Here is a 21,213-nt window from a genome sequence, read left to right as displayed (position 1 = left end):
GGTCGTCCGCTTCTTGATCCAGTGCCCGAAGTGGTCCAGCGAGGGGCCGGACATCGAGGTGAAGGACGCGATGCGGCCCTCGGTGCGCTTGACCGTGACGAACTCCCAGGACTGCACGGAGCCCCAGTCATGTCCCACCAGGTGGACGGGCCGGTCCGGACTCACCGCGTCCACCACGGCCAGGAAGTCGTCGGTCAGCTTCTCCAGCGTGAAGCCACCGCGCAGCGGCTTCGGCGCGCTCGAGCGGCCGTGGCCGCGCACGTCGTACAGCACCACATGGAACCGCTCGGCGAGCCGCTCGGCGACCTCTGACCACACCTCCTTCGAGTCCGGGTAGCCGTGCACGAGCACGACCGTCGGCCGTGAGCCGTCACCCAGTTCGGCGACGCACAGCTCGACCCCTCCCGTACGCACCCAGCGCTCCCGCGCGCCCCGCAGCGCCATCAGTTCGCCTCCCAGCGCCGCACATGCGGCAGATCGTCGTCCAGCCAGAAAGCGCTCTGCTCGGGGTCCCTGGAGTCGGTGACCACGAGGAGCTCCTCGAACTTCGCGCCCGTACCCCGGAAGCCGAGGTGCGGCTCGACCGCCCACAGCCCCGGCCGCGGGGGATGGTCGGAGAACCTGTACGGGGACCACAGCGGTGACCAGCCGTCCCGGTGGCCGTGGAGGGCGTCGCTCGCGAGCCCCTTCAGCGCCTGCGTACCGAACCCGAAGAGCGTCGGCGACCAGCGGCGCTCGCCGACCCGGCCGACCTTGTGCGCGATCACGCCGAAGGGATACGCGCGGTGCCGGTTGGCGTACCCCTGCCGCACCATCAGCCGGTCCACGTCCTCGTATATCTCCCGCAGCGGGCGCCGCTCGCGCACCTCGCGCAGGATCAGCTCGCGGTGCGCCCGGAGATCGGCGAGCAGCTTGTCGTGCAACGGGTTCGGCCCCAGGCAGCCCGAGTACCCGATGTCGGCGGTGAAGCCCTGGTACACCGGGGCCATGTCGAGGATGAACGGCATCCCCGCCTCCAGCCGCCGGTTCGTGGGGAAGAACTGGAGCGGTATCCGGAAGTTCACGAACGCCGTGCGGTCGCCGAACCACGCGAACGGCAGGTGGAACCAGTCCCGCACTCCGCGCTCGCGCAGCCACTCGCGCTGCATCCGCGCCGCCTCGCGTTCGGTCACCCCCGGCTTCAGCTGCGCGGCGACCGCCTCCGCGCATGCGTACGCGAGGCGCTGGACTTCCCTGAAGCCGCGCAGCTCTTCCGTGGTGCGTTCCGCTGTCCCAACAGAGCCCATGCCACCAGTCCGTCCCGTGTGCGGTAGGAGCGCTACGCGTCCGTAACGTGACACTGATGAATGTGACAATGCTCGGCGGCTGCGTCAAGAGTCGTGCGCGCCCTGTGGAAAACCCCGCCCGGAGCCCCCACCGTGGGCGGGTCCCCCTACGGGCCCGTACGCCTGGAGTCGGACACCGATCCAGCCGCCTGGTCTGACGCCTGACTGTGGCCCGCGCCACTACCGTCGAAGGCGTGACTGTGATCGCGACCGAAAGCCTCAGCAAGCGGTTCCCCACGGGGGTCCCCCCAGCGAAGCGAGGGGGAGTGACCGCTCTCGACCGGCTCTCCCTGGACATCGGGCCCGGTGTGACCGGACTGGTGGGTGCCAACGGAGCCGGCAAGTCCACCATGATCAAGATCCTGCTCGGCCTGTCCCCTGCCACCGAAGGCCGGGCCGAAGTCCTCGGCCTCGACGTCGCCACCAGCGGCACCGCCATCCGCGAGCGGGTCGGCTACATGCCGGAGCACGACTGCCTGCCGCCGGACGTCTCCGCCACCGAGTTCGTCGTCCACATGGCGCGCATGTCGGGGCTGCCGCCCACCGCCGCGCGCGAGCGGACCGCCGACACGCTGCGCCACGTCGGCCTGTACGAGGAGCGCTACCGCCCCATCGGCGGCTACTCGACCGGCATGAAGCAGCGTGTGAAGCTCGCGCAAGCCCTGGTCCACGATCCCAAGCTGGTCCTCCTCGACGAGCCGACCAACGGCCTGGACCCGGTGGGCCGCGACGAGATGCTCGGCCTGATCCGCCGCGTCCACACCGATTTCGGCATCTCCGTCCTGGTCACCTCCCACCTGCTCGGCGAGCTCGAACGCACCTGCGACCATGTCGTCGTCATCGACGGCGGCCGGCTGCTGCGCTCCAGCTCCACCAGCGACTTCACCCAGCTCACCGCCACCCTCGCCGTCGAGGTCACCGACACCGACACGCACCCCGACGGCACGGCCGCCCTCCGCAAGGCGCTCACGGCGGCCGGCATCGCGATCCACGGGGCTCCCGAAGGAACAGCGGACGGTCTGCCGGGCGCCGGCCACGTCCTGCTGCTGGAGGCGACGGGCGAGGAGACGTACGACATCGTGCGCGACACCGTCGCCGACCTGGGGCTCGGCCTCGTACGGATGGAACAGCGCCGCCACCACATCGCCGAGGTCTTCCGACCGGAGGCGGCCGCGGCCCAGCCCCAGGAGGCGCAGGCCCGATGAGCACCCCCACCACTCGCGCCGAGACCCAGATCCACAACATCGGCTACCGCGACTACGACGGACCGCGCCTCGGCCGCGCGTACGCGCGCCGCTCGCTGTTCTCGCAGTCGCTGCGCGGCGCCTACGGACTGGGCCGCAGCGCCAAGTCCAAGGTGCTGCCGATGATCCTGTTCGCGGTGATGTGCATCCCCGCGCTGGTCGTCGTGGCCGTGGCCGTGGCCACCAAGGTGAAGGACCTGCCGCTGGACTACACGCGGTATGCGATCTTCACGCAGGCCCTCATCGGGCTGTACCTCGCCGCGCAGGCCCCGCAGTCCGTCTCCCGTGATCTGCGCTTCAAGACCGTTCCGCTGTACTTCTCCCGCCCCATCGAGCGCGTCGACTACGTCCTGGCGAAATACGGCGCGATGGCATCGGCGCTGTTCGTCCTGACCGCCTCGCCGCTGCTCATCCTCTACATCGGGTCGCTGCTGGCGAAGATGGACTTCGCCGAGCAGACGAAGGGCTTCGCACAGGGACTGGTCTCCGTGGCTCTGCTCTCCCTCCTCTTCGGCGGAATCGGCCTCGTCATGGCCGCGCTGACGCCGCGCCGCGGCTTCGGCGTCGCCGCCGTCATCGCCGCCCTCACCATCTCGTACGGGGCCGTCTCCACCCTCCAGGCCATCGCCTGGAGCACCGACTCCCTGGGCGCCGTGAAGTGGCTGGGCCTGTTCTCCCCGATCACCCTCATCGACGGCGTACAGACCGCCTTCCTCGGCGCCACGTCGTCCTTCCCCGGCCAAGCCGGACCCGGCGCCGGTGTCGGCGTGGTCTACCTGCTGGTCGTCCTCGCGCTCGTGGTGGGCTCGTACGCCGTCCTCATGCGCCGCTACCGAAAGGTCGGTCTGTGACCTCCCTCCCGTCGCCCGCCACCACCCTGCCAAGGAATGGGCTGCGCCCATGAGCACTCTTCACATCGACCACGTCTCACGGTGGTTCGGGAACGTCGTCGCCGTCAACGACGTCACGATGGGCGTCGGCCCGGGCGTGACCGGACTGCTCGGCCCCAATGGGGCCGGAAAATCCACCCTGATCAATATGATGGGCGGCTTCCTCGCCCCCTCCACCGGCACGGTCACCCTCGACGGGCAGCCGATCTGGCGCAACGAGTCCGTCTACCGGCAGATCGGCGTCGTGCCGGAGCGCGAGGCGATGTACGACTTCCTCACCGGCCGCGAATTCGTCGTCGCCAACGCCGAGTTGCATGGACTGGGCGCGACCGAGGCCCAAAGGGCCCTGGCGACGGTCGAGATGGAGTACGCGCAGGACCGGAAGATCGCGACGTACAGCAAGGGCATGCGGCAGCGCGTGAAGATGGCCTCGGCGCTTGTCCACGACCCCTCCGTGCTGCTGCTGGACGAGCCGTTCAACGGCATGGACCCGCGCCAGCGCATGCAGCTGATGGAGCTGCTGCGGCGGATGGGCGCGCAGGGCCGTACGGTCCTGTTCTCGTCCCACATCCTGGAGGAGGTCGAGCAGCTCGCCTCCCACATCGAGGTGATCGTCGCCGGGCGGCACGCGGCGAGCGGCGACTTCCGGCGCATCCGCCGGCTGATGACCGACCGGCCGCACCGCTACCTGGTCCGCTCCAGCGACGACCGCGCCCTGGCCGCCGCACTGATCGCCGACCCGTCGACGGCCGGCATCGACGTGGACGTCGCCGAAGGCGCCCTGCGCATCCAGGCGGTGGACTTCGGGCGCTTCACGGAACTGCTGCCACGGGTCGCCCGCGCGCACTCCATCCGGCTGCTCACGGTCTCGCCCTCGGACGAGTCCCTGGAGTCGGTCTTCTCGTACCTCGTCGCGGCCTGAGCGCTCTGAAGGGACCTCTCCACCATGTACAACCCCACAGTCGCCCGGCTCACCTACCGGGCCCTGCTCGGCCGCCGACGGGCCGCGATCCTCTTCGTCCTGCCCGCCCTGCTGCTGCTCATCGCGGCGGCCGTCCGGGGCTTCAACGGCGCCGACGACCAGATCGCCGCCGACGTACTGGGCGGGTTCGCGCTCGCCACGATGACGCCGCTGATCGGCGTCATCGCCGGTACCGGCGCGATCGGGCCGGAGATCGACGACGGTTCGATCGTCTATCTGCTCGCCAAGCCGGTGAAACGGCCGACGATCATCTTCACCAAGCTGATCGTCGCGATCGCCGTGACCATGGTCTTCTCTGCCGTCCCGACCTTCCTGGCGGGGCTGATCCTGAACGGCAACGGCCAGCAGGTCGCGGTCGCGTACACGGTCGCCGCGCTGGTCGCCTCGATCGCGTACAGCGCGCTTTTCCTGCTCCTGGGTACGGTCAGCCGGCACGCGGTCGTCATCGGCCTGGTCTACGCGCTGGTGTGGGAGGCCCTGTTCGGCAGCCTCATCGAGGGCGCCAAGACCCTGAGCGTGCAGCAGTGGGCGCTGGCCGTCGCGGAGAAGGGGAGCGGCGAGGGGCTGGTCGCCTCGGACGTCGGCCTGCCGGTCGCGGTGGTGCTGCTGGCGGGGGTGACGGTGGCGGCGACCTGGTACGCGGGGCAGAAGCTGCGGACGCTGACGCTGGCGGGCGACGAGTAGTCGCTCGTACGTAAGGGCCCTTCACGCGCGCGTGGAGGGCCCTTACGCCTCCTCACACCGTTCTGACAATCCGGTGGGCACACTTGGCGTACGGAGGAGGCAACCATGGCCGCTGACCCCGACGACCCGTGGGACGACGTCGAACTGGACAACGACTTCATACGCTCCGCCGAGACCGCCGAGCCGTCCGCCCGCGCCCGGATGCTCGCCGCCCGCTGGCGCAACCGGCCCCCCGAGCCGCAGCCCTGGCGCTCCGACGAGCCCCCGGCGGGCTGGTTCTTCAGCCGGGCCCGCCGCGAGCACCGGCGCAGATGGCGGCGCCGTAAGGGCGCTGATTAGACCTTCCGGTCGCGGGCCGCCAGCAGGCCCACCACCAGCGCCGCCGCGCAGACGCACAGCACCAGGGCGATCGGTACGGTCCAGCCGCCCGTCGCCTCATGGACCGCGCCCGCCGCGAGCGGCCCCGCCGCCGCCAGCAGGTACCCGACCGTCTGCGCCATGCCCGACAGCCGTGCCGCGGTCGGCGCGTCCCCACTGCGCAGCACGATCAGCGTCAGAGCCAGGCCCACCGCGCCGCCCTGCCCGACGCCCAGTACGGCGGACCAGAGCCAGGCGCCCGCCACCGGGGCGAGCATCAGACCCACGTACCCGGCCCCGACCAGCGAGGTCACCAGGACGACCAGCGGGCGCTGGCCCCGCATCCGCCCGGCCAGCAGCGGCACCAGGAACGCGCCCGCGACCTGGATGAGGTTGTTGAACGCGAAGAGGACACCGGCCGTCGAGGCGCTCATCCCGTGATCGGTGAAGATCGTCGGCATCCAGGCGATCAGGACGTACGTCCACAGGGACTGCAGTCCCATGAAGAGCGTGACCTGCCAGGCCAGCGCCGAGCGCCAGACACCGCGGCCGGAACCGGCGGAGGCGGCCGCGACGCGCACCTCATGGCCCGTACGGCCCCGGGCGATCAGCACCTGCGGCAGCCACGCCACCGCCGCCACCGCCGCCAGCAGGGACCAGAACGCCAGCGACGCTTCCCAACTGCCCCCGAACGCCCGCTCCAGCGGCACGGACGCGGCGGCCGCCACCGTCGCGCCCGCGATCATCGCGCCCGTGTAGAGGGACGTCATGGACGCGGCCCGGTCCGGGAAGTCGCGCTTGATCAGGCCCGGCATCAGCACGTTGAGCAGCGCGATGGCCGTGCCGACCAGGACACCGCCGCCGTACAGCGCGTACGGGGAGGGCAGGACGCGGACGAGGACGCCCGCGCCCAGCAGCAACAGCGCGCCCAGCAGCACCGGTTCGGTACCGAAGCGCCGCGCCGGCCAGGGGGCGGCCAGGGCGCCCACGCCGAGGAAGAGCACCGGTACGGACGTCACCAGCGAACTCGCCGTCGAGGACAGCCCGAAGCTCCCACTGATCTCACCCACCAGCGGCGACACGCTCGCCAGCGCCGCCCGCATGTTCAGCGAGGCCAGCACGATCCCGACGAGCAGCAGTACCGGATGCGCCAGGAGAGCCCGCCGCGCGGCAGCGCCTTGGGCAGAGGGCCGGACATCGGCCTCCGCGTCCGGCAACAACTGATCGGCTTGGGCAGGGGCACCGGCGTCCGGGCGTGGCAAGACAAGCACCTTTCTCAACGTCAACGTAGAAGCTCTCTGGAGAGGGAGACCTCTGTACAGAGGAGGGGGATTCAGCGGCCGACGATCGCCCTGACCGTCTCCATCGGAGCGCGCAGCAACTCCCGCGCCGCGTCTACGGCCGCGTTCGCGTCGCCCGCCTCGATGGCTACGACCAGCGCCTGGTGCAGGTCCAGGTCGATCGCCGGCATCCGGTGGTCGCCCAGCGCCTCGACGAGGCTCTCGTGCACCTGCGCCGAGAAGAACCGGTACACCTCGGCGAAGGCGGCGTTGTGCGTGGCCTCGACCACCGCCCGGTGGAAGGCCAGGTCCGCGTCGGCCGACCGGTCGCCCTCCTCGCGCAGCGTGGTCATCGCGGCGCGCAGCCGCAGCAGGTCGTGGGTGTCCCGCCGTACCGCCGCCAGCCGCGCGGCCTCCGTCTCCAGGGCCGCGCGCAGTTCCAGTACGTCCAGCGCGCCGGCGGCCCGCACGGTGCGCAGCACGGCGGCGGGGTCGGCGGTGGAGCGGACGAACGTGCCGTTGCCCTGCCGGGACTCCAGGAGGCCGGCGTGGACGAGGACGCGGACCGCTTCGCGGACGGTGTTGCGGCCGACACCGAGCTGCTCGGCGAGCTCGTGCTCGGTGGGGATGCGGTCCCCGACCATCCACTCACCACCGGTGAGCTGGCCGCGCAGCTGCTCGACGACGGCGTCCACCAGGGAGGTCCGGCCCGCTGCCTTCAGCGCCATCATCGTTACTCCGTTCGCCACTTGCCCGGTCATCCTACAACTTGCCCGCCGGATTACTGTGGGCACGGACGTCCGCACCACCCGCACTCACCGCACTCACACACTGGGGAGCACGCCATGTCAGACCGCTTCGACGTCGTCGTACTCGGAGCAGGCCCCGGCGGATACGTCGCCGCCATCCGCGCCGCCCAGCTCGGCAAGCGGGTCGCGGTGGTCGAGGAGAAGTACTGGGGCGGTGTCTGCCTGAACGTCGGCTGCATCCCCACCAAGGCCCTGCTGCGCAACGCCGAACTCGCCCACCTCTTCACCCACGAGGCCAAGGCGTACGGCATCAAGGTCGACGGCGAGGTCTCCTTCGACTACGGCGAGGCGTTCCGGCGCAGCCGGCGGGTCGCGGACGGCCGCGTCAAGGGCGTCCACTACCTGATGAAGAAGAACGGCATCACCGAGTTCACCGGCCGGGGTACCTTCCTCGACGCCAACACCCTGCGGGTGGCGCAGCCGGACGGTGGCACCACCACGATCTCGTTCGACCACTGCATCATCGCGACCGGCGCCACGCCCCGGCTGCTGCCCGGTACGCGGCGCAGCGAGCGCGTGGTGACGTACGAGGAGCTGATCCTCACGGAGGACCTGCCGCAGTCGATCGTGATCGCGGGCGCGGGCGCGATCGGGATCGAGTTCGCGTACGTCCTGCACAACTACGGCGTGAAGGTCACCATCGTCGAGTTCCTGGACCGGGTGACGCCGCTGGAGGACAAGGACGTCTCGGCCGAGCTCGCGAAGCAGTACCGCAAGCTGGGGATCGACGTGCTGACGTCCACGCGGGTCGACGCGATCGACGAGTCCGGGCCGCGGGTACGGGTGACCGTCACGGGGAAGGACGGGACGCAGCAGGTCCTGGAGGCCGACAAGGTGCTCCAGGCGATCGGCTTCGCGCCGAACGTCGAGGGGTACGGGCTGGAGGCGACCGGCGTACGGCTCACCGAGCGCGGCGCGATCGACGTGGACGGGCGGGCGCGTACGTCGGTGCCGCACATCTACGCGATCGGTGACGTGACCGCCAAGCTGATGCTCGCGCACGCGGCCGAGGCCATGGGTGTGATCGCCGCCGAGACGATCGCGGACGCCGAGACGATGGAGCTGGACTACGTCATGGTTCCGCGCGCGACCTACTGCCAGCCGCAGATCGCCAGCTTCGGCTGGACGGAGGAGCAGGCGCGCGAGCAGGGCTTCGACGTCAAGGTCGCGAAGTTCCCGTTCACGGCGAACGGCAAGGCGCACGGGTTCGGTGACACGACCGGTTTCGTGAAGCTGATCAGCGATGCGAAGTACGGCGAGCTCATCGGCGCCCACCTGATCGGGCCGGACGTCACGGAGCTGCTGCCCGAGCTGACTTTGGCGCAGCAGTGGGATCTGACGGTCCACGAGGTGGCGCGGAACGTGCACGCGCACCCGACGCTGGGCGAAGCCGTGAAGGAGGCCGTGCACGGGCTCGCGGGCCACATGATCAACTTCTGAGCGGTACAGCGGTACAGCGGTACAGCGGTACGGAGTCGATGGCGCGGCGTCACGGTTAATTCGGTGGCGCCGCGCCGTGCGTGCCGGGCACATTGGTCGGGCAGCGCACACACGGGGGCCAGGTGCCCGGGGACGGCCGCTTCGAGCGCGCGTTTCCCTACGCGCGGGCCGCCCCGGGTGCCGACGACGGGGCCGTGGGATCAGGCGCTCAGCAACTGCTCCAGGACCACCGCGATGCCGTCCGACTCGTTGGAGGCCGTGATCTCGTGGGCGACGGCCTTCAGGGCCTCATGGGCGTTGGCCATCGCCACGCCGTGCGCCGCCCAGGCGAACATCGGGATGTCGTTCGGCATGTCGCCGAACGCGATCGTCTCCGTCGACCTGACGCCCAGCCGGCGGGCCGCCAGCGACAGGCCCGTCGCCTTGCTCAGGCCCAGCGGGAGGATCTCGACGACGCCCGCGCCGGCCATGACCACGTCCACCAGGTTGCCGACCGTCTCGCGAGCGACGCGCGCCAGGGTGTCGTCGTCCAGGTCCGGGTGCTGGATGTAGACCTTGTTGAGCGGGGCGGACCACAGGTCGGCCGGGTTCTCGAAGGGCAGGAACGGCAGCGGGCCCTCCTGGACGTGGTAACCGGGGCCGACCAGGACGTCACCGTCGAGGCCGTCGCGGCTCGCGGCGATGGCCAGCGGGCCCACCTCCGCCTCGATCTTCGACAGGGCCAGCCCGGCCAGTTGCCGGTCCAGCGTCACGGACGTCAGCAGCCGGTGCTCGCCCGCGTGGTAGACCTGCGCGCCCTGCCCGCAGACGGCGAGGCCGTCGTACCCGAGGTCGTCGAGGATGTGGCGGGTCCAGGGGACGGCGCGGCCGGTGACCACGATGTGCGCGGCGCCCGCCGCCGTCGCGGCGGCGAGCGCGTCACGCGTGCGCTGCGAGACCGTCTCGTCGGAGCGCAGCAGCGTCCCGTCCAGGTCGGTCGCGATCAGCTTGTAGGGGAACGAGGTCACGTGGAGACCGGCTCCAGCACCTCGCGGCCGCCGAGGTACGGGCGGAGGATCTCCGGGACCCGCACCGAGCCGTCCGCGAGCTGGTGGTTCTCCAGCAGGGCGACGATCGTGCGCGGCACGGCGCACAGCGTGCCGTTCAGCGTGGCGAGCGGCTGTACCTTCTTGCCCTCGCGCATGCGCACGGCCAGCCGCCGCGCCTGGAAGCTGTCGCAGTTGGAGGCGGACGTCAGCTCGCGGTACTTGCCCTGCGTCGGGATCCACGCCTCGCAGTCGTACTTCCGCGACGCCGAGGCGCCCAGGTCACCGGTCGCCACGTCGATCACCTGGAACGGCAGCTCCAGCGACGTCAGCCACTGCTTCTCCCACTCCAGGAGCCGCTTGTGCTCGGCCTCGGCGTCCTCGGGGGCGACGTACGAGAACATCTCCACCTTGTCGAACTGGTGGACGCGGAAGATGCCGCGCGTGTCCTTGCCGTACGTGCCGGCCTCGCGGCGGAAGCACGGCGAGAAGCCCGCGTACCGCAGCGGCAGCTTGTCCGCGTCGAGGATCTCGTCCATGTGGTAAGCGGCCAGCGGCACCTCGGACGTACCGACGAGGTAGTAGTCGTCCTTCTCCAGGTGGTACACGTTCTCGGCGGCCTGGCCGAGGAAGCCGGTGCCCTCCATGGCGCGCGGCCGGACCAGCGCGGGCGTGAGCATCGGGATGAACCCGGCCTCCGTGGCCTGTGCGATGGCCGCGTTGACGAGCGCGAGCTCCAGCAGCGCGCCGACGCCCGTCAGGTAGTAGAAGCGCGAGCCGGAGACCTTGGCGCCGCGCTCGACGTCGATGGCGCCCAGCGCCTCGCCGAGCTCCAGGTGGTCCTTGGGCTGGAAGCCCTCGGCGCCGAAGTCGCGGATGGTGCCGTGCGTCTCCAGGACGACGAAGTCCTCCTCGCCGCCGACCGGGACGTCGGGGTGGACGAGGTTGCCGAGCTGGAGCAGCAGCCGCCGGGTCTCCTCGTCGGCCTCGTTCTGCTCGGCCTCCGCCGCCTTGACGTCGGTCTTGAGCTGCTCGGCCTTCTGCAGGAGCTCGGCGCGCTCCTCGGGCGAGGCCTTGGGGATCAGCTTGCCGAGCGCCTTCTGCTCGGAGCGGAGTTCGTCGAAGCGGACGCCGGACGACCTGCGCCGTTCGTCGGCGGAGAGCAGGGCGTCGACGAGGGCGACGTCCTCTCCACGGGCGCGCTGGGAGGCGCGAACACGGTCGGGGTCCTCACGGAGCAGGCGAAGGTCAATCACCCCACCAGGCTACCGGTGCGTGCCGACGCCGACCCAGCCGATATGTCACGCGTGTCACTTTGACCGAATTGTCGGAATCAGTGGGAATTCTTGGGTCGGGACAAATTGATCAAATGCCCCGGCCGCCAGAGGGTTGTCCACAGATATCGACAGGTCTCCTGTGTTATCCACAGGCTGTGCGGAAGATCTGTGGACTGCGGAATTGATCATCCGGAAACTCCCCAAAAGCCCTTCCGGATGCCCTGGATTCCGTGATCAAACCCTGCCCGAGCACTCATTTGGGTGGGAATTCCTGCTCTAAAGTGGTGATCAATGGAATTGAGGTGACGCGGCCGACGTGCCGCACTGTGCGCCCCGCTGGGGTGCCTGCGGCGATTTGTCGACTTCGTCTCGACCTCGCCTGCTTGTGTTGTCGACTTGTCCCCAGGTCGAGAAGCCTCCCTGTGGATAACTTCTGTGGGCAGCGGGTGCAGCGGGTGCAGCGGTGCAGCGGTGCAGCGGACCGGCGAGCGGCAACGGACCCGTCAGGCCCGGCCGTCCTGGCAGCGCGCCAGCCAGTCCGATGCCGCCGTGAAGTCCGCGTCCGACGTCCCGGGCCGCACCGGCCGCACGTCCTCGGCCGCCACACCCGCGCGGGGGTAGGACCCGAGGAAGCGCACGTTCGCGCAGATCCGCTTCAGGCCCATCAGGGCCTCGCCCACCCGCCGGTCGGAGATATGGCCCTCGGCGTCGATGGCGAAGCAGTAGTTGCCGATCCCCGCACCGGTCGGCCGCGACTGGAGCAGCATCAGGTTCACGCCCCGGGCGGCGAACTCCTGGAGCAGCTCCAGCAGCGCACCCGGATGGTCCTCGCGCTGCCAGATGACGACCGACGTCTTGTCCGCACCCGTCGGGGCGGCGGGCCGGGCCGGGCGGCCGACCAGCACGAAGCGGGTCTCGGCGTTCTCGGCGTCGTGGATGTCGGTGACCAGCGCCTCCAGGCCGTACGTCGCCGCCGCGAACTCGCCCGCGAAAGCCGCGTCGAACCGCCCCTCCTGCACCAGCCGCGCGCCGTCCGCGTTCGACGCGGCCGACTCCCACACCGCCTCGGGCAGATGCGCCCGCAGCCAGTTGCGCACCTGCGGCTGGGCGACCGGGTGCCCGGTGACGGTCTTGATGTCCGACAGTTTCGTGCCGGGCCGCACCAGCAGCGCGAACGCGATGGGCAGCAGCACCTCGCGGTAGATCATCAGCGGCCGGCCGGACGCCAGCTCGTCGAGGGTCGCGGTGACACCGCCCTCCACCGAGTTCTCGATCGGTACGAGAGCGGCGGCGGCCTCCCCGTTGCGTACGGCGTCCAGAGCCGCCGGCACGGACACCATCGGCACGAGTTCCCGCGTGGCCGCTTCCGGGAGCGTACGGAGGGCGGCTTCGGTGAAGGTGCCTTCGGGACCGAGATACGTATAGCGCGTGGCCGACATACCGGTCACCCTAATGCTCCTCGGGAGGTCGCGGCTCGGGACGTTATGACTCCAGAAGCCGCTGGCCCACGTATTCGCCCTCCGCCGGTCCGCCCGGCACGGCGAACAGGCCGCTCGCCTCGTGCCGGATGAACGGCGACAGCGCGTCCCCCCGGTCCAGCTTCCGCTGCACCGGGACGAAGCCCGTGAGCGGATCGGCCTGCCAGGCGATGAACAGCAGCCCCGCGTCCGGCGTCCCGTCCGGGCCGATCCCGTCGTGGAAGGAGAACGGGCGCCGCAGCATCGCCGCCCCGCCGTTCTGCTCGGGCGCCGAGATGCGGGCGTGCGCGTTGTCGGGGATGACCAGCCGCCCATTTGGACCGGTCTTGTCCAGGTCCATCTCCGTGGTCTCCGTCCCGCCCGTCAGCGGTGCGCCATCGGCCTTCCGCCGCCCGATGACCTGCTCCTGCCGGGCCGGCGGCAGCTTCTCCCAGTCGTCCAGCAGCATCCGGATACGACGGACGACGGCGTACGAGCCGCCCGCCATCCACGGCTGCGTCCCGCCCGCCGGGACGAAGATCCGCTGGTCGAAGTCCGGGTCGGACGGCTTCGGGTTGCCGGTGCCGTCGACCTGGCCCATCAGGTTGCGGGCGGTCATCGGGTGTGCGGTGGCGCCCGGCGAACGGTTGAAGCCGTTCATCTGCCAGCGCACCTTCGCAGCCAGGCCCGCTTCCTTCTGGATCGTGCGCAGGGCGTGGAAGGCGACCAGCGCGTCGTCCGCGCCGATCTGCACCCACAGGTCGCCGTTCGAGCGGGCGGGGTCGAGCCGGTCGGAGGAGAAGGCGGGCAGCGGGTCCAGCTCCACCGGCCGCCGCGCCTCCAGCCCCGTACGGCCGAAGAAGGACGCGCCGAAGCCGAAGGTGACGGTCAGCGAGCACGGGCCCGCGTCCAGGGCCACCCCGCTGTCCGCCTCGCCCACCGGCTTCCCGGCCATCAGCAGCTCGGCAGCCGCCGACCAGCGGCGCATCAGCGCGGCGGCCTCCTTGCGCCCGGCCCCCGGGGCCAGGTCGAAGGCGACCAGGTGGCCGCGCGCCTGCAACGGCTGGGTGATCCCCGCCTGGTGCGGGCCGTGGAAGGGCACGCCGGTCGAGCCGACCGTCGACAGGGCCGTACCGGGGCCTGCGGCGGTGGCGGCGTACGTCGTGGCGCCACCGGCCGCGCCGAGCACCAGCCCGGTCGCGCCGGCCGCGCCCATGGTGCCCAGCAGCCGTCGCCGGGAGATGTCCACGTGGTCGTTCACGGTCAGCCGATCTTCACGTTCTTGTCGATGGTGGTCTGGTCGATGTCGGAGGTGCGGACGGTCACCCGGATCGTCCACTCGCCGGGCATCGGGATCTGTACGCCCTCCGAGCTCCAGTGCCCGGCCGCGACGCGGTCCGGCGTGACGGGCAGTGGCCCGATCTGCTTGTCCTGGAGCGTGAAGGACACCTTCAGTTCGGGTACGTCCAGGGGCCGCCCGTTGGCACCGTTCACCCACACATGCATCGCGTTCGCGCCGGAGCGGCCCGGGGCGAGGCTGAGCCGTACCGTCCCCTTGCCGTTCGCGGCGCCGCCCGTGTCGAAGGGCAGCGTGAGGTCGATGGGCCGGTCCGGTACGGCGGGCGAGGACGACGAGGCCTGCGCGCGGCCTGCCTCCTCGACCGTACGGCCCGGCTCGGTCGTCGTCAGTACGGTCGTCACGGCGAGCAGCACCACCGCGACGCCCGCCTCGGCGAGCACGGAACGGCGCAGTCCGGCCCGCCCCGGGTCGGCGTCGCGGACGCGCCGGGCGCGGGCGGTGGCGAGGGCGGCCTGCTGGCGGGCGAGCTGGGCGGCGCGCTCCCGCGGTACGTCGTCGGGCACGGTGACCGGCTCGTCGGCGTCCTCGTGCTCGTCCTCGTCCTTCTCATCCGGCACGGCGGCCGTCTCCGCCAGCCGCTCCGTCCAGCGCCGCGAGATCCACGCCACGCCGACGAGCACGACCACCAGCCCGACCTTGAGCAGCAGCAGCCGCCCGTACTCCGTGCCGGTCAGCGCCGACCAGGAGCCGACCTGCCGCCACGACTGGTAGATCCCGGTCGCGGCCAGCACCACCACGGAGCCGAACGCGAGCCGCGAGAACCGGCGTACCGCCGTGGCCTCGATCGACGGCTCCCGGTGGAGGGCGACCAGCAGCGCGGCCAGCCCGCCCAGCCAGGCGGCCATCGCCAGCAGGTGCAGGACGTCGACCGGCATCGCGATGCCCGGCTGGAGCCCGGCCGAGGCGTGCTCGGAGAGCGCCCACGTACCGGCGATCCCGGCTGCGACGACGGTCCCGCCGATCGCGAGCCCGAAGGTCAGGTCCTTCTTCTCCGCCTCCCCCTCCCCTTCGCCCTCGCGCCTGGTGTACGCGCCGAAGAGCACGGCCACGAACAGCGCCGCCGCGCCGAGCAGCAGCAGCCGCGAGACCAGCGCCGCGCCCGTCTTGGTCTCCAGCACCTCGCCCAGCGCGCCGAGGTCGAAGGCGTCACCGAGCGACCCGGAACCGGCGGTGTACGGAGCGCGCAGCAGCAACAGCGCCAGCGTGGCCGCCGTCAGCGCCACCCACCCGCGCACGACGAGCCGTTGCAGCGGCCGTACGGTCGCCCCGCGCGGCCAGCAGGCGAGGATGAAGGCCGCCCCACCCACCAGCAGGATGAAACCGGCGTACGAGACATAGCGCCCGATCCCGTACAGCACCCCGACGACTCCGCCGCCCGCCTCCTGCTTCGGCAGCGCGACGGTCGTCTCCGACGGCGCGCCGATGGAGAAGGTGAACGCCCCGGAGATGGGGTGGCTGTCGGCGGAGATGGCGCGCCACGCGACGGTGTACGTGCCGTCCGGCAGCCCGGCGTGCAGGGTCACGCCGTACCTGACGACCGACCCGGCGCCCAGGTCGCGCAGCTCTCCTGTGTCGGCGCGCTTGCCGCTCGGTTCCAGGACGCGGATCGAGTCGTCGCCCATGGCGACCTGCTCGGAGAACGTGAGCGTGACGCCCTTGGGCGCGGTGGCGACCACCGCCCCGTCCTTCGGGTCGCTCCCGGTCAGCGCGGCGTGCGCGGACGCGGGCGCGGCGCTGCTGAACAGCGCGCCGAGCAGTGCCGCGGCGACGAGCAGCAGCCGGGCGAGGGCGGGCCCGAAGCGTGGGGCGGTGGTGGCCGTCATGGTGTGTCAGTCCCCCAACTGGCTAGTGGTGGGCCGGATCTTCAGTGGCCGGATCTTCGGTGGCCGGGTTGTGGGTGGCCGCTTCGACCGGGAGCCGCACCTTCACCGGGTCCGACTTCCGGAAGTGCAGCTCGATCTCGACCGTGTCGCCCTGCTTCGGCTTCCGCTTGATGTTCATGAACATGATGTGGCTGCCGCCGCGTTCGAGCTTCAGTTCGCCGTTGGCGGGGATGCCGAAGGACGCGACCTGCCGCATCTTCTGGTTCTTCGACTCGTGGAGCCCGATGTCGTCGGAGAGCGGACTGGTGACGGACGTGAGCGTGTCCGCCGCGCCGCCCTTGTTGGTGACGGTGAGGAACCCGCCGGCCATGTCGCCCACCGGCTGCGGCATGAAGGCGCCGCTGACCGTGAGCTCCGGTTCGTCGGCGGAGGCGGAGCCGGAGGAACCGGCGGAGGCCCCGGAGGAGCACCCGCCGAGCGCCAGGGCCCCCGCGAGGGCCATGGTGGCGGCCAGGGAGGTGCCGGCGGTGCGGGGGCGGCTCACGGGTTCTGCCCCTTGATGATCTTCGGGAGGTCCTTGGCGTAGTCCTTCCAGGTGGTGTCCTCGCCGTACACGACGTAACCCTCGTCGGTCTTCGGGGAGAACGCGATCACCCGCGCCCCGTGCATGGAGACGACCGTGCCGTCCTTCTCCTTCGTCGGCGGCTCGATGCCGATGCCGAGCTGTCGCGCGCCCGCCTGGATGGCCGAGAAGTCGCCGGTGAGGCCGGTGAAGGACGGGTCACCGGCCGAGGGCAGCCATGTGGCGAGCTCGGCGGGGGTGTCCCGGTCCGGATCGGTGGTGATGAAGATGACCTGGAGCTTGTCCTGGTCCGCCTTGGGGAGCTTCTTCTTGGCGATGCCGATGTTGCTCATCGTCAGCGGGCAGACGTCGGGGCAGTGGGTGTAGCCGAAGAAGATCAGCGTCGGCTTGCCCTTGGTCCGCTCACGGAGGTCGTACTTCTGGCCCTTGGTGTCCGTCAGTACGAGGTCGGGCTTGGTGAAGGGCCGGTCGAGTACGGTCGCGGCCTTGGCGGGCGCGTTCGCGGACACCTGGGCGACGGAACTGCCGGAGCCGGTCGAGCCGGCCTCGCCCCCGGTGAGGGCGAGGCCGGCGGCGACGGCGGCCGCGGCCACGGCGGCGGTCAGCGCGATGAGGGCGCCACGCCGCCGTGGCCGGGACTGCTCGTCGGTCTTGTCGATGTGCATGGTGTTCTTTCTCGCGGGGTTGGGTGACGGCGGCCGTCAGGCGGAGCGGCGGCGCCCGGCGAGGACGCCGAAGGCGACACCGGCGGCACCGACCAGGATGCCGACCGTGCCGAGGACGCGGGCGGTGGTGTCAGTGGAGTCGGAGGCCGCCGCGGCGGTCTCCTCCGTACCGTGGCCGTCGCCCTTGCCGGCGTCCTCGGCCTCGTCGGCACCGTCGTTCTTCGCGGCCGCGCCGCCACCGTGGTGGTCGTCCGTGGCGGCGGACAGCGCCAGGACGGGCGCGGGGGTCTCCGGCTCGGGAGCACCCTTCTTCGGCTCCTCGATCCAGCGCACGACCTCCTTGTTGTCGTACGTCTGGAGGGCCTTGAAGACGAGCTTGTCGGCGTTCTCGGGGAGCTGCCCGAGCGAGACGGTGAACTGCTGGAACTCGCCGGGCGCGATCTTCGAACCGGCCGCGGTCCAGGTGATCTTGGTGGCCGCCTCGGTGATCCGCTTGCCGTGCACCTCCAGCGGCTTGGCCAGCTTCGCCTTGGTGACCTGGGCCTTCCAGCCCGGGACGGGCTGCGTCGAGACGGACGCGAGGGGGTGCTCGGCGGGGAGGGCGACCTCGACCTTCACGGTCGAGGCGTTGTCGCGCTCGTTGGGGACCTTGAAGTGGACGGTCGCGTATCCGCCCTTGGCGGCCTCGCCCTGCGGCTGCACGCTGATGTGCGCGAAGGCGGTCCCGGAGAGCAGGACGACGGAGGAGACGGCGACGCCGGCGGCGAGGGCGATACGGGAAACGTTCATGACGACAACACACTCCACGTGAATGGTGGCGACAGGCGTGCGCACACGGGCGCACCACGGCACCACTCCCCTTGAGCGGGCCGTGTCAGGCTGCGAGGACGCAGAGGGATACGGCCGGCGGGCCGCGCCTGATCACCGTGTGCTGGAGCGCGTCCGCCGCTGCGGGCGGCGCGGCGTAGTCATCGGTACGCGGCGGTCGCGGCCCGCCCGCGGGCAGCACGGGCAGCCCGGCCACCAGGGCGCGTACGAGGACGAGGGCGGCGCGCAGCGAGCGTACGAGCGCTCCGTCGGCGCCACGCGTGGAGAGGTCGGCCATCGCCATCAGCGCGAGGTCACCGCGCCGCAGCAGCCAGCCGGTCACGACGGCGGCCAGCAGGTGCCCGAGGAGCATGGGGAGGCTGGGCCACAGCCCGGCGCCGGGCTCGGCCATGTGCCCGGCGTGCGCCAGGGCGGGGTCGAGGCCGGCGGTGGTGATGATCCGGTGGGCGTCGGCGGGGGTGAGCGACGCCGCGCCCGCCCCGCACACCAGCTTGGCGGCCATCCGGATCAGGGCGTCGTCCGCCTGGTCACCGATGCCCACCGCCAGCTGCTGCCGCTCACCGAGCCCGAAGAGCGTGTGCAGCGCCAGCTGCCCGCCCGCCAGCGCCGTGGCGATCACCGGAAGGGACCGTTCGCGCGCCGCGAACGGCACGGTGATGGCGAAGACGCACAGGAAGCCGAGGAGCAGCGTCCACCAGGGGACGGTCTCGCAGGCGGCGAGCACATGCCCCAGCGCGGACAGCACGAGGCAGACCGCGGTGAACACCGCGGCCCTCAGCAGCCGCGGACCAGCGGACGGGGCAAACATGGCCCGGCCATCATCGCACTGCCCCCTTCGCCTCCACACGGCAGGTCCCAAAGGTCCGCCTTGGCCGCCGGAGTCCGAGAGGTCCGGACAGAGTGCGACAGGCGCCGACATACACGGGCGTACGGGCTACGCATATCCGCCGAACGAGGGCCAGCGCGTCAACCCCGCGCTTACCGCCGAGAAGTGGGGGCAATACGTAACGGTATGTCGAGCCGCGGCCAGGAGGCTGGAGCATGAGCATCTGGTGGTCTCTCCATTTGCGGCGCGAGGCTGCGAGCGTTCCGCTCGCCCGTCGCCTCCTGCTCGGCACCATGGAGACCGCGGGAGTCGACCCGGACATCTCCTACGATCTGTCGCTCGCCCTCACCGAAGCGTGTGCGAACGCGGTGGAGCACGGCGGGCGGACGGCGGCCGGGGAACCCTCCGCGGAATTCAGGGTGACCGCGTATCTGGACGGCGAGAAGTGCCGCATCGAAGTGGCGGACTCAGGCCCGGGATTTCCCGCCGGCCCCCCACCGACGGTCCGCAGACCCGCCCCTGAGGCGGAGAGCGGGCGCGGCCTGCGCCTGATCGAAGAGCTGGCCGACCATGTGCACATCGGCAACAGATCGGGACGGGGCGGCGCGGTGGTGAGCTTCGACAAGATCGTCAAGTGGCGTACGGACGCCCCGCTCGTCGCGTCCTGAACCACCGTCCCGGGTCTGTCGTTCCCGGCACACGGCCCGCCGCGCCAACAACCGTACGGCCGGCCGCAGTTCCCGCACGGCCGCGCGCCGAGCGCGGCCTCATGCCTGTGACGCGGAAGGTCCCCCACCGACATGACGGCGGGGGACCTTCCCGTACACACCCGTGCGCGCGTCAGCCCTTCAGGCCCGCCATCCACGCCTCGACCTCGTCCGACCGGCGCGGCAGCGCGGCCGACAGGTTCCGGTTGCCGTCCTCGGTGACGAGGATGTCGTCCTCGATCCGGACGCCGATGCCCCGGTACTCCTCCGGCACGGTCAGGTCGTCCGCCTGGAAGTACAGACCCGGCTCGACGGTCAGGCACATGCCCGGCTCCAGGGTCCCGTCCACGTACGTCTCGGTCCGCGCGGCCGCGCAGTCGTGGACGTCCATGCCGAGCATGTGGCCGGTGCCGTGCAGGGTCCAGCGGCGCTGGAGGCCCAGTTCCAGGACGCGCTCCACGGGGCCGTCGATCAGGCCCCACTCGACGAGCCGCTCGGCGAGCACGCGCTGCGCGGCATCGTGGAAGTCGCGGAACTTGGCGCCCGGCTTCACCGCCGCGATGCCCGCCTCCTGCGCGTCGTACACCGCGTCGTAGATCTTGCGCTGGAGGTCGGTGAAGCGGCCGTTGATGGGCAGCGTCCGCGTCACGTCCGCCGTGTAGAAGGTGGTGGTCTCCACACCGGCGTCGAGCAGCAGCAGCTCACCCGCGCGCACGGGGCCGTCGTTGCGTACCCAGTGCAGCGTGGTGGCGTGCGGCCCGGCCGCGCAGATCGAGCCGTATCCGATGTCGTTGCCCTCGACGCGGGCGCGCAGGAAGAAGGTGCCCTCGATGTAGCGCTCGCTGGTCGCCTCGGCCTTGTCCAGGACGCGTACGACGTCCTCGAAGCCGCGCGCGGTGGACGCGCACGCCCGCTCCAGCTCGCCGATCTCGAAGGCGTCCTTCACCAGGCGCGCCTCGGAGAGGTACACCCGCAGTTCCTCGTCGCGCTCGGCGGTGACCTTGTCGGTGAGCGCGGCCTCGACGCCCGCGTCGTGCCCGCGCACGTTGCGCACCGGCCCCGTGGCCTCGCGCAGCCGCGCCGGCAGCTCGCGCACGTCCTTCGCCGGGATGCCGAGCCGCTGCTCGGCCTCGCCGAGCGCGTACCGGCGGCCGACCCACAGCTCGCCCTGGCCGTCCAGCCAGAACTCACCGTTCTCGCGGTCGGAGCGCGGCAGCAGGTAGATCGTCGCCCGGTGGCCGCCCTCCCTGCCGTTCGGCTCCAGCACCAGGACGCTGTCGTGCGTGTCGTCGCCGGTGAGGTAGGCGTACTCGGTCGACGGCCGGAAGGCGTACTCCGTGTCGTTCGCGCGCGTCTTCAGGTTCCCCGAGGGAATGACCAGGCGCTCGCCGGGGAAGCGCGCGGACAGCGCGGCGCGCCGGGCGGCGGTGCGGTCGGCCTGGGGGATGGGAGTGAGGTCGCGCAGCTCCGTGTCGGCCCAGCCGGACTTCATGTTCTCCGCGAGCTCATCGGACACGCCCAGGTACAGGCCGTTCTTGCGCTGCTTGATGGGCTCGTCGCCCGCTGCGTCAGCAGCATGGTCTGGCAGAGCTTCCGGGGTCTCCGGGGGGAGCTCTTCGGCCACGGTCCGCCTCCTCTGGTACGACACTGA

21 protein-coding genes are annotated in these 21,213 nt (G+C 71.3%); 7 read left to right on the top strand and 14 right to left on the bottom strand.

All coding sequences use genetic code 11. The features are described from left to right. Together QWM81_RS23270 and QWM81_RS23265 are read right to left on the bottom strand one after the other, a co-directional pair. On the bottom strand, window positions 1-444 hold a 444-nt coding region (locus tag QWM81_RS23270; protein WP_290114258.1), incomplete at its 3' end, for an alpha/beta fold hydrolase. Continuing rightward, window positions 444-1,286, bottom strand: coding sequence for a M24 family metallopeptidase (locus tag QWM81_RS23265; RefSeq protein WP_290114257.1), 843 nt, complete (start codon window positions 1,284-1,286; stop codon window positions 444-446). The genes QWM81_RS23265 and QWM81_RS23270, both read right to left, overlap by 1 nt. Window positions 1,287-1,492: 206 nt before the next feature. Between QWM81_RS23265 and QWM81_RS23260 the strand changes: the two genes are divergently transcribed. From QWM81_RS23260 to QWM81_RS23240, 5 genes are all read left to right on the top strand, one after another. Further along, entirely contained in the window at window positions 1,493-2,530 is a 1,038-nt protein-coding gene (locus QWM81_RS23260; RefSeq protein ID WP_290114255.1) for an ABC transporter ATP-binding protein, read from the top strand. After that, window positions 2,527-3,420: an ABC transporter permease gene (locus QWM81_RS23255; RefSeq protein ID WP_290114253.1), complete on the top strand. Its 894-nt coding sequence runs from the start codon at window positions 2,527-2,529 to the stop codon at window positions 3,418-3,420. The genes QWM81_RS23260 and QWM81_RS23255 overlap by 4 nt, the downstream gene beginning before the upstream one ends. A 49-nt stretch (window positions 3,421-3,469) precedes the next feature. Further along, window positions 3,470-4,381: an ABC transporter ATP-binding protein gene (locus QWM81_RS23250; RefSeq protein ID WP_290114252.1), complete on the top strand. Its 912-nt coding sequence runs from the start codon at window positions 3,470-3,472 to the stop codon at window positions 4,379-4,381. Between the two features lie 24 nt (window positions 4,382-4,405). After that, window positions 4,406-5,125 carry an ABC transporter permease subunit gene (locus tag QWM81_RS23245; protein WP_290114251.1) on the top strand — a complete coding sequence of 240 codons (720 nt, stop codon included), beginning with the start codon at window positions 4,406-4,408 and terminating at the stop codon, window positions 5,123-5,125. Between the two features lie 105 nt (window positions 5,126-5,230). Next, complete coding sequence (locus tag QWM81_RS23240; RefSeq protein ID WP_290114250.1) at window positions 5,231-5,464, top strand: SGM_3592 family protein; 234 nt, start codon at window positions 5,231-5,233, stop codon at window positions 5,462-5,464. Here the strand turns inward: QWM81_RS23240 and QWM81_RS23235 are convergent. Together QWM81_RS23235 and QWM81_RS23230 are read right to left on the bottom strand one after the other, a co-directional pair. Beyond that, window positions 5,461-6,744, bottom strand: a complete 1,284-nt coding sequence (locus tag QWM81_RS23235) for a CynX/NimT family MFS transporter (protein ID WP_290114249.1) — start codon at window positions 6,742-6,744, stop codon at window positions 5,461-5,463. The genes QWM81_RS23240 and QWM81_RS23235 overlap by 4 nt on opposite strands. A gap of 71 nt (window positions 6,745-6,815) precedes the next feature. Continuing rightward, on the bottom strand, window positions 6,816-7,490 hold the full coding sequence (locus tag QWM81_RS23230) for a FadR/GntR family transcriptional regulator (RefSeq protein WP_290114263.1): 675 nt from the start codon (window positions 7,488-7,490) through the stop codon (window positions 6,816-6,818). 117 nt (window positions 7,491-7,607) lie between these two features. Here QWM81_RS23230 and lpdA point away from each other — a divergent pair, with 117 nt between their 5' ends. Next, window positions 7,608-9,011 (top strand): dihydrolipoyl dehydrogenase, encoded by a 1,404-nt coding sequence (lpdA, locus tag QWM81_RS23225; protein WP_290114248.1) that lies wholly within the window; start codon window positions 7,608-7,610, stop codon window positions 9,009-9,011. A 200-nt stretch (window positions 9,012-9,211) separates the two neighbouring features. Here lpdA and QWM81_RS23220 read toward each other — a convergent pair whose 3' ends face one another. The 9 genes from QWM81_RS23220 to QWM81_RS23180 form a co-directional block, all read right to left on the bottom strand. After that, on the bottom strand, window positions 9,212-10,018 hold the full coding sequence (locus QWM81_RS23220; protein ID WP_290114247.1) for an HAD family hydrolase: 807 nt from the start codon (window positions 10,016-10,018) through the stop codon (window positions 9,212-9,214). Then, window positions 10,015-11,292: a serine--tRNA ligase gene (serS, locus tag QWM81_RS23215; protein WP_290114246.1), complete on the bottom strand. Its 1,278-nt coding sequence runs from the start codon at window positions 11,290-11,292 to the stop codon at window positions 10,015-10,017. Before serS ends, QWM81_RS23220 begins: the two co-directional genes overlap by 4 nt. Window positions 11,293-11,816: 524 nt before the next feature. Further along, the gene (pheA, locus tag QWM81_RS23210) at window positions 11,817-12,752 is read right to left on the bottom strand and encodes a prephenate dehydratase (protein ID WP_290114245.1); all 936 of its coding nucleotides are present in this window, start codon (window positions 12,750-12,752) and stop codon (window positions 11,817-11,819) included. 43 nt (window positions 12,753-12,795) lie between these two features. After that, window positions 12,796-13,986 (bottom strand): iron uptake transporter deferrochelatase/peroxidase subunit, encoded by a 1,191-nt coding sequence (gene efeB / locus QWM81_RS23205; protein WP_290114261.1) that lies wholly within the window; start codon window positions 13,984-13,986, stop codon window positions 12,796-12,798. Window positions 13,987-14,033: 47 nt separating this feature from the next. Next, complete coding sequence (locus QWM81_RS23200) at window positions 14,034-15,953, bottom strand: copper resistance CopC/CopD family protein (protein ID WP_290114244.1); 1,920 nt, start codon at window positions 15,951-15,953, stop codon at window positions 14,034-14,036. Between the two features lie 22 nt (window positions 15,954-15,975). Further along, on the bottom strand, window positions 15,976-16,497 hold the full coding sequence (locus QWM81_RS23195; protein ID WP_435372430.1) for a copper chaperone PCu(A)C: 522 nt from the start codon (window positions 16,495-16,497) through the stop codon (window positions 15,976-15,978). Further along, window positions 16,494-17,201, bottom strand: a complete 708-nt coding sequence (locus tag QWM81_RS23190) for an SCO family protein (RefSeq protein WP_290114243.1) — start codon at window positions 17,199-17,201, stop codon at window positions 16,494-16,496. The genes QWM81_RS23195 and QWM81_RS23190 overlap by 4 nt, the downstream gene beginning before the upstream one ends. A 36-nt stretch (window positions 17,202-17,237) precedes the next feature. Next, window positions 17,238-17,990 (bottom strand): YcnI family copper-binding membrane protein, encoded by a 753-nt coding sequence (locus QWM81_RS23185; protein ID WP_290114242.1) that lies wholly within the window; start codon window positions 17,988-17,990, stop codon window positions 17,238-17,240. 85 nt (window positions 17,991-18,075) lie between these two features. After that, window positions 18,076-18,837: a hypothetical protein gene (locus QWM81_RS23180; protein ID WP_290114241.1), complete on the bottom strand. Its 762-nt coding sequence runs from the start codon at window positions 18,835-18,837 to the stop codon at window positions 18,076-18,078. 233 nt (window positions 18,838-19,070) lie between these two features. On the opposite strand from QWM81_RS23180, the gene QWM81_RS23175 reads away from it, so the two are divergent. After that, a complete protein-coding gene (locus QWM81_RS23175) occupies window positions 19,071-19,523 on the top strand; it encodes an ATP-binding protein (protein WP_290114240.1) in 453 nt (150 codons plus the stop codon). Window positions 19,524-19,695: 172 nt separating this feature from the next. Here QWM81_RS23175 and QWM81_RS23170 read toward each other — a convergent pair whose 3' ends face one another. Beyond that, window positions 19,696-21,186: an aminopeptidase P family protein gene (locus QWM81_RS23170; RefSeq protein WP_435372429.1), complete on the bottom strand. Its 1,491-nt coding sequence runs from the start codon at window positions 21,184-21,186 to the stop codon at window positions 19,696-19,698. Window positions 21,187-21,213: the final 27 nt, after the last annotated feature.

It is taken from the genome of Streptomyces ficellus (assembly GCF_030406405.1).
In the GTDB taxonomy this organism is placed as follows: Bacteria; Actinomycetota; Actinomycetes; order Streptomycetales; family Streptomycetaceae; genus Streptomyces; species Streptomyces ficellus_B.
Note: the sequence above shows the minus strand (reverse complement) of the source record. Positions and strands in the feature narration are given on the sequence as shown.

Coding starts and splice junctions, on each gene's coding strand:
- QWM81_RS23185 (WP_290114242.1), bottom strand. CDS start 17,990: ATGAACGTTTCCCGTATCGCCCTCGCCGCCGGCGTCGCCGTCTCCTCC.
- QWM81_RS23190 (WP_290114243.1), bottom strand. CDS start 17,201: ATGCACATCGACAAGACCGACGAGCAGTCCCGGCCACGGCGGCGTGGC.
- QWM81_RS23230 (WP_290114263.1), bottom strand. CDS start 7,490: ATGGCGCTGAAGGCAGCGGGCCGGACCTCCCTGGTGGACGCCGTCGTC.
- pheA (WP_290114245.1), bottom strand. CDS start 12,752: ATGTCGGCCACGCGCTATACGTATCTCGGTCCCGAAGGCACCTTCACC.
- QWM81_RS23180 (WP_290114241.1), bottom strand. CDS start 18,837: ATGTTTGCCCCGTCCGCTGGTCCGCGGCTGCTGAGGGCCGCGGTGTTC.
- QWM81_RS23175 (WP_290114240.1), top strand. CDS start 19,071: ATGAGCATCTGGTGGTCTCTCCATTTGCGGCGCGAGGCTGCGAGCGTT.
- QWM81_RS23240 (WP_290114250.1), top strand. CDS start 5,231: ATGGCCGCTGACCCCGACGACCCGTGGGACGACGTCGAACTGGACAAC.
- lpdA (WP_290114248.1), top strand. CDS start 7,608: ATGTCAGACCGCTTCGACGTCGTCGTACTCGGAGCAGGCCCCGGCGGA.
- efeB (WP_290114261.1), bottom strand. CDS start 13,986: ATGGGCGCGGCCGGCGCGACCGGGCTGGTGCTCGGCGCGGCCGGTGGC.
- QWM81_RS23200 (WP_290114244.1), bottom strand. CDS start 15,953: ATGACGGCCACCACCGCCCCACGCTTCGGGCCCGCCCTCGCCCGGCTG.
- QWM81_RS23250 (WP_290114252.1), top strand. CDS start 3,470: ATGAGCACTCTTCACATCGACCACGTCTCACGGTGGTTCGGGAACGTC.
- QWM81_RS23255 (WP_290114253.1), top strand. CDS start 2,527: ATGAGCACCCCCACCACTCGCGCCGAGACCCAGATCCACAACATCGGC.
- QWM81_RS23265 (WP_290114257.1), bottom strand. CDS start 1,286: ATGGGCTCTGTTGGGACAGCGGAACGCACCACGGAAGAGCTGCGCGGC.
- QWM81_RS23245 (WP_290114251.1), top strand. CDS start 4,406: ATGTACAACCCCACAGTCGCCCGGCTCACCTACCGGGCCCTGCTCGGC.